This window comes from Paenibacillus endoradicis (genome assembly GCF_024721975.1).
The window spans coordinates 275,329-293,548 of sequence record NZ_JANQBB010000001.1 but is presented as its reverse complement, the minus strand read 5'-3'; the positions used below and the strand labels follow the sequence as shown (position 1 = coordinate 293,548).

The following is an 18,220-nucleotide window of genomic DNA, read 5'->3' as shown; positions in this document are numbered from 1 at the left end:
CCTTCTAATCATAATAAAATACCCTTTTGGATACTAAGTATGAACTGGTCAGTAGAATCAATGCAATCGCTAGGAAATATATCCATGCCATCGCAGAACTGAGACCAAAGTTGAACGAAGTAAAGCCCGTTTGCCGGATTAAATCGGTCATCGCATTTACGGAGAAAGAGTCAATAATTGTATAAATCATATTTACAAAAATTAGCGGACTCACCATAGGAAAAGTGATTTTCCAAAAGGATTCATATCCAGTAGCCCCCTCCATTGTAGATGCCTCATAAAGCTGAGGAGGAATCGTCTGGATCGCTGCAAGGAAAATTAATATTTGTACCCCGGATTGGCTAACTATCTGATAAATGCGGTCCACTGCCCCTGTTAAATATTGAACGATAATTTCACTTACCCCTGCCCTTAACATCATGTTCTCCAGTTCAAAAACACCCATCGCACTAGTAAAACCAGATCCGATATTCTCATCATTAACAGCTTGAATCAAACTTGAACTCTCAAGAGTAAGAATAATCCCAGACGCTAAGATAACAGGCAAGAAAAAGATTGATCTCGCAAAAGCTCTTCCTACAAACTTCTGATTCAACAACACCGCTATAAAAAGACTGAATATGACGATTAAAGGAACGTTAACGACCATATTCACAATAGATTCCACTAATGAACGATTAAAGTTCGTATTAACTGTCAGTGCATTAATATAATTTTCTAAACCTATAAAATTGATGTTTAACCCTTCCGAACTGGCTACAACGGAACTAAAGCTATACCGCAACGAATCCACTAATGGAACAAGAAAGAAAAAAATGAATCCTATGAGCCATGGAAAAGCAAATATTATACCCCATAACGCCTTTTGTTGTAGATAAGACCTTTGCTTCATGCCGAGCTTCTTCAAGATTGTTCACCACCTGTAATATAGCTCTCGGCATCAATTGTTCTGCCGTCAATTGTTACTTGTGAATGATTATAATTCACAATTACGTACATGCTCTCGTAAACGGTTTTATAGACGCCCTCAGTCAGCTTTTCATGTCCGATGATGCGCTCATTCTGAACCTTCCGTAGAACCTCGTTCACGTTGTTATAAATTTCTGATGCTTGATCTATCCATAACTCGTAATTCACTGCATACAGATTGTTATAATCGGTATCCTTCACCGTATGATTCGGTTCATAAATCCACTCAAAGTAGACCCCTGATCCATATTCCAAACATTTCAATATATATTGCTCCATACTCGTAAACGTAGAAAGGTTATATGGTGCTCCCGTATAATTAATAGATCCTCGAACTACCATTTGATAAAAAGGAATTTCTTCATCTGCAATTTTGAATTTGCTACTGGTCATTGGAGCATTCGTTATATCCGTCAAAAATGGAAGAGCATAAGAATTCCCTCCATTAGCAATGACACTTAAACTCGCTTCACCTATCTGGTTCAAAGCATTGATAGAAAATTCCTCAGATTCTGTACGATCAATTTGCTTATTTTTTCGATAATCACTGTTCAATTGATCAGCTAAGTCCCGTAACGATATGCTTTGGATCGGAAGATCCAACAGATCGTTTAACATGCCATCCACATAACTATTGACAAGTCGTGGAGAAATAACATGAGAAGGTATGCGAGATCTATCTCGACCATCTAGACCCATATCATAAGCAAATATTCTAGCAGGAACCCCTTTAATCGTTCTTGCGGCATCCTTAGATGTATTAAAGTGATCATCTGTGTATGCTGTCAGCAGGGCAACGTCAGGATAAAAAGATATCTCTTGTTCTTGTGCGAACGCCGTGAAATCACGGAAACCTTTTTTACCGCCTACTTCTTTATCGATTGAGATACTTTTTGGAATACCGTGATTCAATCCGTTATTGAACCAACCAGAATACTGAAGCTTGATGTGGTTAATATCACGCTGTTTCATCTCAGTAATAATGTCTTTTGTTTGCTCAAATGTCGTAAGCGGTTCTAGTGATTCATAAGGTATTCCTGCAAATTTCTTTTCTTTATTTATGCTCCCCACCACTTGCAAGTAGAAAGGAGAATCCTCTGACTTTGTATCCGTTACTAGCTGAGGAAGACCGTTCTTAGCCAACAAATATTTCTGGAAATATTGAGCCATTCCCTTGTAGGACGCTTCTTCTCCGTCTAAAAAAGCATAGCGAATTGTAAAATCAGACTTCATCTTATTTTCTTGGAATTTTGGTAGTGAACGCTGTTTCCCATTCGCATTCAAGGTGACTTCACCATTATTAAGCACAGTGAAGATGGGGTATACATAGTTGTAGCTATTTAATTTCCCACTGACATCGGCGTGAATAGACGCAGCCGCGGCACCATCTTCAATAATACCTAAAAATGCACTGCCTTCACGAATAATACCGAACACAGGTAGCCTAACTGACTCTTCACTTACGGCTGATACATAAGATTCTAGCGTCATATCTGTTCCGTAAACTTGCTGCTGGTATGCCGAATACTGAGTTTTCCCATTGTTGAAGTTAATGAGTGCTCCAGAACCATCAGGGACAAATAAAGAGCCTTCTTCTTCTACTCCTCCTGCTCCAAAATAATTCATTATGGAGAGCTGGCTAATAGGATAGTCCTCTGGGTATTGAATGCTTGAGCTAGGGATTTTTGCAACAAGACTATTAGCATCCAACGTATATTCAATAGCAGCCTGAAAGACTCTTGGTTCAGAAATAGGCTGGTCCAACTGATGTTCCTCAATATCCAACAATAGATCTTCTTCCGTGTAACCCGCATCCTCAAAAGCTTGAAGCGCACGCTTAAGTCGAATCCCTTGAAGTATTTGATCGTTGCCTCTCACGTATACCGATTTTTCAACATCTTCGGTATAGGCAGTTTGTAAAGCTCTCTGCCCCGTTTCATCTAATTTAGTTGCTAGTTGTTCGAAACGGCTTTTGCTAATGAGCATTGGCAAATCATTCAATGTTTTTTCATACTTACCGAATCGATAAGTCACTCTGACACCATTGGAGATTGGTTCAAACCTAATCTGATTATAGTCTGCACTATCAGTTTTGGAGTTGATTGAATTGATCTGTCCAGACATATTGTAGTAATCGAGTTTCATTTGTGAAGATAATAACTGCTTATTAATTCCCAAAGCAACTGCATCTGAGTCACTTTCAGGCGGGTTACTATACCAAATCTCACCATTATTTTTATCGATGACAGCAATTTCCCCTGTCTGTTCCGTCACCAACAATTGTAAATTATCATTCTCGGCAATCCCCTTCATTCCCGCAACTCTCGAATCCGTAAAGGAGGCCTTTAACGATTCTCCCTGTATGAATTCCTCTGTAAGCGCAGCGCTATCCAATTGAAGCTCATCCATTGAATCTGAACAACCTGCAATGATGATTGCGCTTATAACAAGTACTATCATTAAAACTTTTTTAGTCTGTATCATTTGTGCCCTCCTTTCTCAGTTTCTCAATGCCAGTTCTTGATAAATAACGGAAATGAAAGAGATGATCTGTTGGATTAAACTAAAAAATAATAAACTAAGAAACGCCATAAATGCCATAGCGACAATAGTGAGAAGAATGGTAAGTATTGATTTGGACGGTGAAAATTGATGTACCGTCATATTTCCAATGAACAACATAAAAACAAACCAGATTAATGCTAGACTGTTCGAAAAATAATAAAATACCGATTCTTCCATCGAGATGACGTTGCTTAGCCAAATCCAAGGAAAATTAATAAGTACCAATGGAATAAGTGCAAAACATGTTGAAGTGAAAATTTCTACAAATTTCCCTTCTCCGTCCAACAATGTTGTAAGTGACCAGTTTGCTATACAAAAGAACAAGACTGGCACTATGACATATATAATTTCCATAAAGCTATTCATTGATTTAGGATCTACAATATGAACGACAAAACCACTGTATTGGCTGGACAAGATGTTTGTTAATGCGAGCATGAATAGAATAGCAATGGCAAAGATCAAGCTCTGCTTCTGATTGCGGTCGTATTTCAATTCCCAATAACCATCAAAGGGATGAAAAATGAGATAAAAAGGATATTTCACAAGATCTCTATTCAATGGAAATCCCCCTCTTTCTCCGTACTAACTTCCTGTATCTTGTTGCAACTGAAATTACAACTGCCATTATCAATATGCCTGTCATAATAATCGAGAAGTATTCCCGAAGCACTTCTTTGCGATAGAGTAAGTACGCCTTGGAATAATTTTTCTGATCCATACTCTTTTTAAAGTAAAACATTGCCTCTTTGTAATCTCCTTGACGAAGAAGTGCCTTACCGATTCCACCATAGGCGAACTCTAAATTGGAGTTCATATTTATAGTTTGTTGAAAATAATTGAATGCCTCTCCTTCATCTCCGCGATAATAACTCCTAACTGCCTCATTAAGCATTCGACCGTATTCCGTTGTCTGGAACACCGTAATCTCACCAAGTGCCTTATCTAGAACTAGGAAATCATCTCCCATTCTAGTAATTGCTGTTGGTGTCTTAAATTCTCCTAATTTATTTCCTAGACCACCGAATATATATAACAGATGTCCATCCCCATTATATGTAAATACCCTTCCTCTTTTTGCATCAAGCACCGAATACATCTCGCTATCAGCCACATCGATATCTACTAATCGAGATGGACCTTCATCTGCAAAGTAGCGAATGTCGCCCATAGGTTTGAAATATCCATTTCTACGCAATATATCGCTACCTTGAGCGTTTAACATCTTAATGTTGTCACCCCATTGATCACCATTTGTAACATAAAGAAAATCTTCTTCGTTTATGTCCAAATTTGTAAATTCTGTAGGAGTAAACATTATCATTTTACTTTGTTGCTCTTGTGTGGAAATCGTTTTCCAGAAATACTCAATAGGATCTACGTTTACACGATTTGCTCCCGTAAATGTATTGAATTCCCCTGCAGCGTTAAATTCCATCAAGCCATCGAATACTCCTATTGACATAACATATATTCGCTGTGCCTTATCGGCTACAACCCGAACTGGTTGGAAATCAAACGTTGAATTAAGTAATTCGGATTGTGGTGCTTCAATAATTTTTATAAGGTTATTATCCTTATCAAGCTCTACTATACGTTTATTGCCAGTATCAGCAATTAACAGTTTTTTATCTTGCGTTACAAACAGTCCCTGAGGGTTAAGTAATGTTTCGATTGATCCTTCATTGTTAAATGAATCAATGACATTAATCAATTCGTAGTTTTGATCTAAAATAACTACCCTGTTATTTCCAGAATCCAATATATAAATATAGTTATCAGATGTGACTTGAATATCGCTAGGTTCCTTTAATATCCCTATTCCAATATCCAACCCATTAACCGAACCGGTCGCCGTATAGGCGGCAGGCGAAGCAACCGTTCTTCCCCAATAAGAATAGTTGTAGGAATCTGCGTTGCTATTAGCCTGGACTGGACTTCCCCACACACTTATGCCAATTAGACAACAAAGTGCCATGAAGAGACCCTTTCTTATTTTGGGGTTTCTAGTCAACATCGTGCAAAGCCCCCTTCTAATCCTTCATCCCGGAAGTAGCCATTGTCTCAATGACGCTACTCTGAGAAATAATAAATAGTGATATTGGAACAATCATCAAAAGTAGTGCGACTGCCGCACCAACCCCTGCTCTCGCAATTCCCCCAGCAGTAATTTGTCCCAAGGCGTAATGCAGCGTTTTTAAGTTCTCACTATAGATAAAATTACCCCCGTCACTACCCCATAACATTGGAAACTGCAAAATCATAAGAGTTAACCATGCAGGCTTTACGTTGGGCATAACAATAGTCCAATAAATCCTGTATTCATTGGCACCATCAATTTTGGCAGCTTCTAATAAAGCATCAGGAATTTGCTCCATGAATTGCTTCATTAGGAACAATCCTAGTGGGAAAGCTAATGCGGGTATAATAATGGATGCATGCGTATTTACCCAGCCCAACCAAGACATGATCAGATAGTTGGGTGTAGCTGTTACATGTGGCGAGAACATTAGAGCTAACACAACGATAGAGAAGAGTGTCTTTGAGCCAAGGAATCGATATTTCGCAAGGGGATAAGCTGCTGCAGATGCCAGCAGAATATGACCAACAGTACCGACAATCGTAATCAGCAAAGTATTAGCGATATATCGAGATAAAGGTACCCAAGAATTTCCCATTAAAGATATTAAATCTAAGAAGTTTTCTATCGTCAGATTTTTCACAAAGAAACGCGGTGGAAATATAAATAATTCATCAAGTGGTTTGAATGCATTGTTCACCGCATAAACGAGCGGCAAAGCCATGAAGGCCCCAAAAAAGGCAAGCAACGCAAACAGCAAAAAGCTGACAGTAAAAGAACGATTAAGCTTTTTAGGCGTTCGAAAGACCGCCATCATTTTCATGACCAACGTTACTCACCTATCTTTCTCAGCATTTTTTGTGTCAGCATATTAGTTCCAAGCATAATGCCGAAGAGAACTGTTGCAATGGCGGACGCGTAACCCATCTCAAAACGAATACTACCAAAGTCCATCAAATGCGTTACGATGGTATGAGCCGCGTAGTTGACGCTCGGAAATCCTGCAAGTGCGATTGAAATATCAGCAACTGCAAACGATCCTGTAATCTGCATAACAGCTCCGAACATAAGCTGTGGTCTCATTGAAGGTAATGTAATAAACCATAGTTCCTGCCAACGATTTCTAATTCCATCGACAGACCCTGCTTCAATCAGTGTTCTATCGATCGTCTGCAAACCAGCAATAAAGGCAAGGAAACTCGTTCCTAAACTAAGCCACAGTTGAACTAGCATAACAATCGGCAAAATATATTTCTCATCAAGAAGCCATTGAATAGGTTCTAATATAATACCTGTTTTCATCAAAAATCCGTTCAAATAACCATAGCTATCGCCCGAAAATACGATTAGCCATATGAAAAACACATTACCTGAAATCGAAGGAGCATAAAAAACTAACGTCATAAATGCACGTACTTTAGGTGATAGTTCATTAATAATCCAAGCAAACAAAAAACAGGCGATATAACTAACAGGACCAGTAATAACCGCGAACAGAAGAGTATTCTTCAAAGCAATCATAAATACATCGTCGTTAAGCAACAGTCTAGAATAATTTTGCCATCCTACAAATCGTGGAAATTCCAGCATATTAAAATAGAATAGGCTTAATACCAAAGAGAAAACGACGGGAATGACAGTGAACAAAAAGAAAATCGTCATATATGGACTTATTAAAATATAATAATGCTTGTTACGTTTCAACTCGCTGGCGATATGTGCCCACTTCGATATCTTCTGCGGACGAATGAATCCCTTTGCGACCTGAGCGGTTTTCTCTGTTTGCATCAGCTTCCACCCCTGACTAATACGGTAAGTTAAATTCTTTCCGTTTGATTTCAATTTCATCGTTAATGTACAAGATATAATCAGACAACGCTTCACGAGGATTCTCACTAGCGTTTACGACTTTTCTGAAAGCATTGTCTAAGTGTCTTCCAGTAAAGTAGCCACCAGGAACTTGCGGGATACCTCTTACCCATTTCCACTGGCTCTCCAGATTTTTATAATCCTCGATTGGCCAAGGTAATTCTTCAAGAGCCTCAATGTTGGCAGTTGGGTAACGAGCCGCCTCGCCCATAAGCCCTTCCATTTCACGGCCGTAAGCGACCTGAGTTTCCTTGTCCGTCCACCATTTCATAAACTCCCAAGAAATCTCTTTATTTTTCGAATTTTCGAGCATCAGGACTGCGGTTGTGTGGCTCGCTACTTCATGGTTGACCGTACCATCCGCAAGTTCTGTTCCAGGCACAAGCGTGAATTCCCATAAACCTTTAATCTCAGGAGCCATAACCGTCAGCATGTTATACGTTGTATAGTCTGCAATGCCTATCGGCATTTCACCTGTCCGGAATCGATTCGGGAAGTCTGCAATTAATGGAAACTTATAGCTGGTATAAAACTGCGACCATTTTTTGAATGCTTCCATGGAAATTTCAGAATCCAACGCACTTTTCGTATCATTATCACCGTAGAACTGACCACCGTTTTGATAAAGTAGCATAGAGAATGTCGCATTCGGAACCATATTTGCATTTGTAGTTTCAAGTGGTAAATAAAACTCCATGTTATGCTTCTGGAGCACGGAAATCATGTTATATATATCTTGCCAAGTTTTCGGCGTTGTCAATTCCAATTCATCAAGAATGTCTTTGCGATAGAATAGCATTGGAAAGGTCTGTTGCTCAGGCAAAGCAAACACGCCTCCATTGTACTTGTATGGCTCTATACCACTGTCACGGAACCTAGTTACAACCTCATCAAAATCGTCAAACTTCGTTAAATCCGCAGCGGCGTCTCTCATCGCATAGTTAACAGGAATATCCTCGCCTAGTTGCATAGCAACATCCGGACCTTCACCAGCAAGGGTAGCAGGCAATAGAATATTTCCCGGTACAAGACGAAGCTTTACGGATATATCGGTCTCTGGTGTAAAGGAATCATCAATTAAGCTTTTCAATACTTGCGCCTGATCGCGTCCTGTCGTAATCCAAACAGTTATCGCTTTATCCTTTTCTCCCGTGTTACCTATGCTGTCATAATCTTCTGTATAAGAAGAAACATAAGCGCCTAGCTCATGCCCAATTACTTCCAATATTGTAGCGTCAGCTCTTGGTAGTTTTTGTTCAGGCGAAGACACGATAAGATAATCAAGCGATAAAGGCTGTTCACGGACGGTCAAAATCCAAGTCCCTAGACCTCCGACATTAATTTTGTAGGACTTCAATTGTTTGGCAACTGTCTCCGGATATTTAACCATTTCTTCTAGTTGTCGAACCATGGAGTGAAGAACCGCAACCTTATCGCTTCGCTCTCCCGTAGCTTCTTCTAAGTAATCCGCTACACTTTGAATTATTTCAGCCTGTTCAGCGAATACCTCTGTCATATTTGGAATACGCTTCTCCAATTGATAATCTCGAAATGGATCTGGTGTATTAGAGGTAATCATTAGTACCTTTCGATACATCTCATTGAGCTGAAGTACACTCGACTCAATCGTTTGCAGTAATGGAGCGATATCTCCAAGTGAAACTGTCATTCTAATACGATGGGTACCTTTCGTTAGATGGAACAGATAGGGCTGCTCATCTCCCCCCAACACATCCATCTTCCAATCTCTTTCATAATTAAAGCGAATCCTCTTCATTTCCTCAAAAGGGTATTCTCCGTCAATCATTAGACTCCGTGTAGCATAGACACCACGAAGCTGGTTCTGCTTCTGCTTCAATGCTAGTTGATACAAACCATCCTCTTCGACGTCGATCTCCCATTCAATCCACTGACCAGGTAGTTTCCAATTCAATCCGCCAATTGTGTTGATACGGATCTTTGAAACATCATACGGGATAACCGTAGGGCTTGATCTATCTGATACTGGAAATAAAGTAGGTGATGACTTAGAAATGGCATCCTCAGCTTGGATAAGCATATATTGATCCTGGGCAACTTTAATGCCCTTGGCCTCGTACTCATTCTCCAGTTCTTCATAACTTTTCAGAGCCTTATTCTGATACAGTTCAATATAATCGATAGCCATAGGCTCACGTAACGATGTTAATGAAAGTGATTGGATTCCTTTGTCCAGGAAAAAGGAATATGATTCTTCAAAATAACCATTCCTATCCTTGAAATCACCGATTTGCCATTCAGGTTTCTCTACCTGTCTAGGTCGTAAATCGTTGTCCCGATCATCTCTTTGAATTTCTTCATAACGGTTTGCCCAAATTCGGTCAAATAATAGTATTTCTGCCCCTTTAAAGGGTACTTCACCATTAATAGTAAACTCTCTTTCAATAGAAGAGCTTTTTCCTTCTAACGGAAAATAATGAATTTTAATATTGTATAATCCTGGGTCTTCTATTGATACATCCCAACTGATGGTGCCTTCTTCCGGTGTTACTACTGCTTGACCATCTAATCCTTCCAACTGGTTGACGATCTCAAAACCATCTCCGAGAGTCTCAACAAAATTTTCCCCTTCGATTCGAATCGTCTCATTAGGTCTATCCACTGTCGAATGACGATTTAAATATGCTGCATACCCATCTTCTTCCGATAAGCCTGTAACGGCATCAAAACCACCTATAGCATAAACATGCGGTTGAGTGGTGGAATCTGAAGGTAAGAAAGCCCACAGGGATAATAGAAGTGCGGCAAGAACCATTAGAACAATCACTTTCTTTTTCTTTCTTGTGTTCAACGTTTCTCCCCTCCTGATGCATTATTTTTAATTTCAGCACTTTTAGCAACATTCCTCATGAGACAAACCAACTACCTAATGAGGAATGTTGCATTTTAATTAAAGTTACTTTGACTATAGATTATTTTTTAAGCCATACTTCATCTACAGCAGCCTGAACTTTAGCTTTGTACGTCTCAACAACCGTTGAAACAGAAACACCATTATTCAAGTCACCAAGAATTTCCCAGTAAGGGAACGACGGATAAGTCTCTCTGTCAAGTGCATGCGTTTTCTTGTTCGCTGTTCTTAGATTGGCAACATCTTCCTCGTTATCAAAAATAGATTCGTAATAAGCCTGAGCTGAATATTCACTAACAGACTCGTAATCTTGGATTTTTTCCATGATGTACACCATCTGCTCTGGATGTTCGACAGCTTTAGGAATAACATAAAATGTAGGTGCAGAAGTAACGCTAGTATATTCTGTTGCACTTGGAGATTTAGGGTAAGGAACAAAGCCAATTTCAGAGTCAGGCATATCCGTACGATATCCAGCAATTTCATACATTGCACCATTAACTAGCAAAGTGTTACCTTGACGGAAGAATTGTGTTGGCTCTGTCCAATCTCCACCTTCTGTCGGTCTTACAAGTTTCTCAGTTGCAAACGTGCTTATATGATTAAATACTTCAATCGTTTTTGGATCATCTAACGCTTGTTGATTTCCATTAGTGAAGTCTGCACCATTAGAAGCCATTGCCGCATCAATGGATACATTTGCAAGTCCCCAAACATCTATTTTCCCATCGTTATTTGTATCTTTGTTTCCTTCTTTAGCAACTTGAAGGAAAGTATCCCAGTTCCAGTTGTCTTCATCAACGTACTCTTGCAAAGGCTTCAAGCCCAACTCGTTCATCAATGTTTTGTTATAGATAATACCATTTGCACCATTATCTCCATCATAAATGGAAAACCCGTAAGTTTTACCTTCGTATTCGGAGAACTTTTTACCGCTTGGACTGAATGCTTTATCATTCTTTGTATATTCATCGAGTGGCCAGAAGAAGTCTTGCTGTACCATACTAGGAATTGCCCAAGGTCTCCTAATTAAGAGAATATCTCCGACAGGATCATTTGCTAGCATTGAAGCGGACACTTTATCAACATACTCATCATAGGTCAAAGCAACATATTCAACTTTGAAATTATGTTTTTCCATTAATGCATCTAGATTTTTCTGGCGCTGGATATTGTCCGGGCCATCTTGTTTTATTGCAAGATCGAACCACGCTACAATCTTCACAGTTTTCCCACCAAGATCAAAATCCATTTCAGGTGTTGCATTTGGGTTCTCTTTAACTACATCAACATCTTCATTTGATACATCTTCTGTAACCACCGGTTTACTGGATGTATCAGGTTTAGCATTATTTCCTGAATTGCCACCTCCTGTATTTCCACTACACGCAGATACTACTAAAACAAAAACAAGGCACAACAGTATTAACAACCTTTGTTTCTTTAGCATTTTTTTTCCCCCTTAAGAGTTAACTACATAAGAAGTGTAGCGCTTTCATATATAGCTCAACAACCTGCCTGTATTCAGTTGAATACCTGCTAAATTATAGGTTTTTAGCAACGTAAACAGTTCCGTTTAAAGTCATTAAAAAAACGAGTAAAGAATTGCTTACAATCAAAAAGATTGCACACTTCCCAAGCTTGCTTCATATTTGATCCCAGTTTATCTCCCTGCACATTTCGTTATCAAAGTCTGCTTTTTGAACTACCCCTTATAATGAAAGTTCAAAAAGCGGGCTTTCAGAACCGAGCAGGTGAAACGTTACTTGAGAAAGGCGGAAGCGCAAGTGTACGTGTTTGGTACACGCGAACCGTACTTTCCAAGTTCGTTTCAGATGCGATGTCGACTAAACTACGAGACCATTCATCGTTATCAAAGTCTGCTTTTTGAACTACCCCTTATAATGAGAAGCCCCCATATCAATTAGATATGGGGGCACAGCATCCTAACTATTCATGAAACTGCCAGTAATCAAGCTTGAATAACTCGCTATTGTCTTCTCCTCTAAATACTAAAAATAAATGATGAACTCCAACTGCACCTTCAATTTTCGTTTGCAACTCAGAGTACTGATCTAGGCCAGTTGCTGCAGGAATAGACAGCTCTCCTATTAATTCCCCATCTGGGCTATCTAACCTAATTTCAATGTTGCTAGCAACATTACCATTGGCTCCTGCTGCCGTAAATAACGTAGCACCCCTACTCCCAAAATCCACATTGGAAACGGCTATCCAATCGCCATTATCAATATCTGTTACCACTCTATTAGAAGAAGGTTTCTGCGCGTTATCACTAATCTGCTCCGTATTTATTCCTGCTTGCCAACCGATAGTCTCCGCTTCTACTCGAACATATGGATCGAAGGCTTTTAATTGCTTAACACCTTCATAATCAGCAATAATCTCTTGTATCGTTCCATCTTCATTAAAGAAAACCTGATTCAGATGAGTTGAACGATATCCTTTTGGTACTCCCATCGCTTTAGACAATGTCTGTGCATGATAAGCGATATACCAGCTTTCATGGAATTCAAAAATGGCATGATGATTATTACCGCCTACATCAAAAAAGTGTCCTGGATTTTTCAGAATTATCCCTTCATATGTCCATGGTCCCATCGGAGAATCACTGACCATATAAGCAATTTGACCTGCTTGAGGGCTTCCTTCGGGACGAACACCACCGTAGAAATTCGAACAATACGTATAATAGTATTTATCATTCACTTTGTTAATCCCTGAATTTTCGAACATATACGGAGCTGGAATTGGAAGAGCTTTTCCCACCACACTAATCATATCTTCGCCTAGTTCCATCACTCTAGCAGTGTTCGGCATTTCTTCCTGTCCGTCTGGAATACCTCCACCAAAGTAGATATAACTCTTTCCGTCATCATCTACTAACACAGCTGGGTCAAACAACCATGTTACTTTTTCCACACCAGGAGTTTCTCTAGTAATAAGTGGTGTACCAATAGGGTCGATCCAAGGTCCTGTCGGACTGTCACTCGTCAATATACCAATATTACTTGCATTATTAGCAAAGTAGATAAAGAATTTATCTTTTCCGTCAATCACTTTATGTACTGCAGCAGGTGCCCAAGATTGCGTTGCCCATTTTGCAGCGCCATCTGGACCAGCTGCATCTACAAAGCCGTGATCAGTCCAATTGACTAGGTCATCTGATGAAATAACTGAAAGCTTATTAATATTAGCATAAGTATTATCCTTGACATTGCCACTCTCGTCATACTGAAATACATCGTTCGTCATATAAAGATATACTCGGTCGTTATATACTAACGCATAAGGATCTGCTCCAAATTTGTGAGACACTAACGGATTACCGTTCAAAACATCTTTACCTACCGCTTGAGTAGGTGGTGCATAGGTAAGCTTGGCTACTGCTCCACTTACATCAATGTTTTCCTTCTGTTGTGCTGAATCTACGATTTCCAAAGAATCTACCTTTATTTCACCATTCGTCATTTCAACAAGCTCCTTTTTAAGTGTAAATGTAATTGTTGCAAGTTCCTTACTGAAGTCAACATTTTCATATAATTGCTTCGTTACATTTACAGAATTTATTTGTAATGCTATGCCGCCTGCCACTTCTTCATAGGTTATTTCTACTTCAGGCGTATTTTGTTCGTTAGCAACGATCCTTTCAACTTCTAACCAATCTGGAAATTGTATCGTCGCATGAAGTTGCTGGAAATTCTGATCATCTGATAACTCATCAAGCAATATACTTATTTCATATCTACTCCCCTTTTCTTTACTTAACTCAACATGATTTTCTTTCAAGTTAGCGCTCAGAACTGCCGTTGTTTCAAGTGCTGTTGCTTCTGGGCTGAATCTGAAAAAATCAAAATCTACATATCCTCCTACGTTCTCTGTAGCATAATTAAACAATGCAAAGCGATATCCCATAAAGTGAGGCAATGTGTAGCGCATCTGTAACTCTTGCCCGAAGATTGTCCATTGCTTGCCGTTGAGACTATAGAAAAATTGAGCCTTATCCGTTGTAAAGTCAAAATCAATTTTGAAATATACTTGCTTTTGTAATAATAAGGTTCGATCAATTTCAACACCTTTATCAACCATAACGATATATTGTTCTCCTGCTTTCTTAGTTACCCCAACAAAGCCATACTCTTGCTGAAAGGCCGCTAACCCAGCATAATCTCCATCCTTCATATAACTAGTATCTATAGATGTCCAGCCAGAGCTTTGGGGCCCTTGTCCCCTTTGGGTAAGAGTATTTCGTGCCTCCATTACATTGCTGACAACATTATCGGTCGTTAATCTCAAGAAACCTTTTCTCTCAGTGAGAGACCACTTCATATTGTTAGGATTATGATTCCATTGCCACTCAAGGCCAAGTTGTGAACCATTAGGCATACTTTCTGCTACTTCAGAAGCAGTTGCTGGAATTTCATTAATAGACATAACTGTACGCTTTGAAATAAATGCAATGTTATTATCACTAGAAGAAGGATCGGCAATAACTTCTACCTTAGCCTGATCTTTGCCGCTCCAGTCGGCAATATTACTATTGAACTGACTGTTGACTACTAGCTCTACACCTATCGACTGTGTACTTGAAGCTACTTCCGTCGTTAGAACATCTGATGTATCATGTGCTATAGTTGCTTGATTGAACTCATCGCTTTTCGTTAAGTTCTTAACAGAGCCACGGCTTGCTAATGTATACAAAGTTAGAGGAACTTTTCCTTCTTCATTTCCATAAACAGGCCAATCATCTTTCCAGTTAACGGGTACTAATACTGGAATTCTTCCTACTGCATCATGATCTTGAAACAGCATGGCATACCAGTTACCTTCTGGTGTATCCACTAAACCACCTTTTGCAACGCCGTTATTTTTGAATCCCATCGTATCACTAAGTACCAGTTTCCCTTCATAAGCACCATCTATATTATTAGAACGATATACGTACTGCTTTCTAATATCTCCTTTCTCCCACCATATGGCAGTAATATAGTATTTTCCGTTAATTTTATAAGCATGTGCCCCTTCCATCCCCTCTTGACCAGAAGTAACAATTTGCTTAGTAAGTCCAGATAGGTTAATCGCTTTATAATCCGAGGTTAACTCTTTAATATTGAAATTTTCGATGCCATAGATAATGTATGCTTTATCATCATCGTCAAAAAGCAATGCTGGATCATGAAAGTATTCATTAAATTCAGTTCGCTCCCAATCCCCGCTTGGATCCTCTGTACTAAATAGATATGTTTTTCCAGAGTCTAATGATGCCGTCAGCACATAGAACTTACCATTGTGGTACTTAAAGCTGTTAGCCCATGAGCCCTCTCCATAGATGTTCATTCCAGCTCGAAGATTATGTTCATCATTGTCCTCCAAACGTTGATACGGATAACCAATGATTTCCCAATTCACCAAATCAGTAGATTTCATTATGGGCGAGCCAGGCATCATATGCATACTGGTGCTTACCATATAATAGTCATTGCCGACGCGAACAACGTCTGGATCAGGTGCGTCTGCCCACATAATTGGGTTACTTGCACTTAGCAATCCTTCCTCTGTTATTACATCTGATTTCTTATCTAATAGTTGATAAAAACTTATTAATAGTATTGCAATAAATACTAATAGGATAGCTGATAATATAAACTTTTTTTTAGATTTAACAATCATTAATAGCCCCCTTTCCAAATTCGCTACCTATTCGATGTCGAATATACTAAGAAGCCATTCATCATTATCAACGTCCGCGTTTTGAACTAATATTGAAATAAAAGTTCAAAACATTTGCTTGTCAGCACCAAGAAGATGATCCACAGCGAAAACGAGTAGCACAGCGTACGTTATGTGTACGTGAGCACACGCAGGCTTTCGATGGGGGCATATTCGATGCCGACTACGCTACGTTAGCATACTCATCGTGATCACAAGTGACTGTTTTGAACTTACTCTTAAATCGTAACGTTTCACCTTCATTGCTTCAACCTGTCAAACTAAGGGTGATTGACCCCTCAAGTTATAGAATTGAGTACCTCCTTAAAATCCCAATAAAAAAAGTGACTCCTTCGAGTCACTTTAACTGCATATCATCATTAATTCGAATACAAATAATAACTTTCAACCCGTTAAGTTCACTTCGTTCTACTATAAGTCCACTACCCTTACCATACGTTAAAATAAGGCGTCGATGGATGTTAATAATACCTGTCACTTCATTTTCTTCTGAATTATTCTGGATTCGATGCTGTAGCATGAATAATTGCTCATCAGATAGAAGGCTACCATTATCCTGTACAATAATATGGATGGTATCTTTATCATTTTCAAATGAAATTTTAAGTAATCCTTGCTCGCTCATCTTCTCAAGGCTATGCTCATAAGCATTTTCTATAATAGGTTGAACGATTAATCTAGGAACCTTAATTGTTTCCATCTCCATTGGTAAATCATTAAATTGCACACGAATTCTTCTCGAGAAACGAAGTTCTTGAATATCTGTATACATTCGAGAATGTTTAATCTCTTCCGACAATAATACTAGATCTTCACCATTACGTGTAATAAATCTGAAATACTCCCCTAACATTATTGTGAATTGTTCAATTCGTTCAGTATCCCCTACTTTTGCAAGAGAATTTAATATAAAAAAGCTATTGTATAAGAAATGGGGATTAATTTGAGATTGCAACTGCTTTAACTCAGATTTTTGCATCATCATTTTTTGTATATAATCTTGATCTATAAGGTTTTTTAATTTGGTAAGCATATGATTAAAGCGAGTATACAAATAGCCAAATTCATCCTTCTTATCATGAACGATTGGTCGATCCAACTCTCCAGCTTCCATTCGTCTAAAACTTTGAACAAGCAACAACAGTGGTTTATGAATAAAGCGATACGTAGAATAAGAAAAAACAACAATAGCTATAAGGGAAGCTATTGCAAATAACCATGCCCAATAATAAAAAAAGCTTAAAGGCCTCTTCACTGTCTCCTCAGGCAAATACGTGACTAGAATAAGCTTTAATTTATTTGAATATGCCTTGTCAATATGATACTTTTCTTGATTAACAGCTAACAATGTCAAGAAATCTCTATTTTCTTTGTCCTCCTTCAAATAATTATTAACTATAATTTTAGATTCATCATTACTCATCACTGTATATCCGGAAGAACTGGAAGTAAGAAATGACCCGCTGTCTTCATAGGCACTAAGTAACTGCAACGACTCTCTTAGCTTCTCTGAATCTAATTCAATTTGAACGACATAGTTTGGCAAGTCTCCTTTACCACCTCCATATTTAGATGCAATAAGATGAACAGCATCATCCGAATAATATAATCGATCACGATTTTTTGAAACATTAGCAATTAATTGCGTATATGCTTGCTCATCAAGTTCGATAACAGAATTCATCGCAGAGATTGTTTTGGAGATACTATAAATGTGTACGTTAATATCCTTAATAAAGGCACTGCTGTTTTTGAATGATGTAAGTCTATGTAATAAGTAGTTCAAACTTTCTCTTCTTTCTACATTACTCATCTTACCCCATGTGACAGCTAGCTTACTTAATTCACCGTCCTCGACTAAATCAAACTGTTGTAGTTCCATCCACTCGATTTCTCGTTCTAAATCCTCTAAATAATAGTTTAATTGTGTTACGGTAGCTCTTGAAATATCTTTACTTGCGTTATTATAGCTCCAGTTGTACAAATAAAGGCCTAGTATAATAATTGGGATAATAACTAGCAGATACGTGAATACTGAACGAAAAAAAATAGTTCTGCGTAGTGATGTTACAGGAAAGTTAAACAAGGAAATACCCCCG

The 18,220-nt window shown here is 38.7% G+C and carries 10 protein-coding genes; all 10 read right to left on the bottom strand.

The genetic code is table 11. The features are described 5' to 3' along the window. Window positions 1-4: 4 nt before the first annotated feature. The 10 genes from NV377_RS01215 to NV377_RS01170 all read right to left on the bottom strand — a co-directional run bounded on the left by NV377_RS01215 (window position 5) and on the right by NV377_RS01170 (window position 18,207). Window positions 5-892, bottom strand: a complete 888-nt coding sequence (locus NV377_RS01215) for a carbohydrate ABC transporter permease (RefSeq protein WP_258200333.1) — start codon at window positions 890-892, stop codon at window positions 5-7. 11 nt (window positions 893-903) lie between these two features. Then, entirely contained in the window at window positions 904-3,453 is a 2,550-nt protein-coding gene (locus tag NV377_RS01210) for a DUF5696 domain-containing protein (protein ID WP_258199356.1), read from the bottom strand. Between the two features lie 15 nt (window positions 3,454-3,468). Then, complete coding sequence (locus NV377_RS01205; protein ID WP_258199355.1) at window positions 3,469-4,095, bottom strand: YIP1 family protein; 627 nt, start codon at window positions 4,093-4,095, stop codon at window positions 3,469-3,471. Then, the gene (locus NV377_RS01200; RefSeq protein WP_258199354.1) at window positions 4,088-5,551 is read right to left on the bottom strand and encodes a hypothetical protein; all 1,464 of its coding nucleotides are present in this window, start codon (window positions 5,549-5,551) and stop codon (window positions 4,088-4,090) included. The genes NV377_RS01205 and NV377_RS01200 overlap by 8 nt, the downstream gene beginning before the upstream one ends. 16 nt (window positions 5,552-5,567) lie before the next feature. Next, window positions 5,568-6,437, bottom strand: coding sequence for a carbohydrate ABC transporter permease (locus NV377_RS01195; RefSeq protein ID WP_258199353.1), 870 nt, complete (start codon window positions 6,435-6,437; stop codon window positions 5,568-5,570). Window positions 6,438-6,445: 8 nt separating this feature from the next. Further along, complete coding sequence (locus NV377_RS01190; RefSeq protein WP_258199352.1) at window positions 6,446-7,402, bottom strand: carbohydrate ABC transporter permease; 957 nt, start codon at window positions 7,400-7,402, stop codon at window positions 6,446-6,448. A 16-nt stretch (window positions 7,403-7,418) separates the two neighbouring features. Continuing rightward, complete coding sequence (locus tag NV377_RS01185; protein WP_258199351.1) at window positions 7,419-10,313, bottom strand: extracellular solute-binding protein; 2,895 nt, start codon at window positions 10,311-10,313, stop codon at window positions 7,419-7,421. A gap of 121 nt (window positions 10,314-10,434) precedes the next feature. Beyond that, window positions 10,435-11,823 (bottom strand): ABC transporter substrate-binding protein, encoded by a 1,389-nt coding sequence (locus NV377_RS01180; protein ID WP_258199350.1) that lies wholly within the window; start codon window positions 11,821-11,823, stop codon window positions 10,435-10,437. 500 nt (window positions 11,824-12,323) lie between these two features. Continuing rightward, the gene (locus NV377_RS01175; RefSeq protein ID WP_258199349.1) at window positions 12,324-16,061 is read right to left on the bottom strand and encodes a family 43 glycosylhydrolase; all 3,738 of its coding nucleotides are present in this window, start codon (window positions 16,059-16,061) and stop codon (window positions 12,324-12,326) included. A gap of 397 nt (window positions 16,062-16,458) precedes the next feature. Then, window positions 16,459-18,207, bottom strand: coding sequence for a sensor histidine kinase (locus NV377_RS01170; protein WP_258199348.1), 1,749 nt, complete (start codon window positions 18,205-18,207; stop codon window positions 16,459-16,461). Between the last annotated feature and the right edge of the window lie 13 nt (window positions 18,208-18,220).

Coding starts and splice junctions, on each gene's coding strand:
- NV377_RS01215 (WP_258200333.1), bottom strand. CDS start 892: ATGAAGCAAAGGTCTTATCTACAACAAAAGGCGTTATGGGGTATAATA.
- NV377_RS01210 (WP_258199356.1), bottom strand. CDS start 3,453: ATGATACAGACTAAAAAAGTTTTAATGATAGTACTTGTTATAAGCGCA.
- NV377_RS01200 (WP_258199354.1), bottom strand. CDS start 5,551: ATGTTGACTAGAAACCCCAAAATAAGAAAGGGTCTCTTCATGGCACTT.
- NV377_RS01195 (WP_258199353.1), bottom strand. CDS start 6,437: ATGAAAATGATGGCGGTCTTTCGAACGCCTAAAAAGCTTAATCGTTCT.
- NV377_RS01190 (WP_258199352.1), bottom strand. CDS start 7,402: ATGCAAACAGAGAAAACCGCTCAGGTCGCAAAGGGATTCATTCGTCCG.
- NV377_RS01180 (WP_258199350.1), bottom strand. CDS start 11,823: ATGCTAAAGAAACAAAGGTTGTTAATACTGTTGTGCCTTGTTTTTGTT.
- NV377_RS01175 (WP_258199349.1), bottom strand. CDS start 16,061: ATGATTGTTAAATCTAAAAAAAAGTTTATATTATCAGCTATCCTATTA.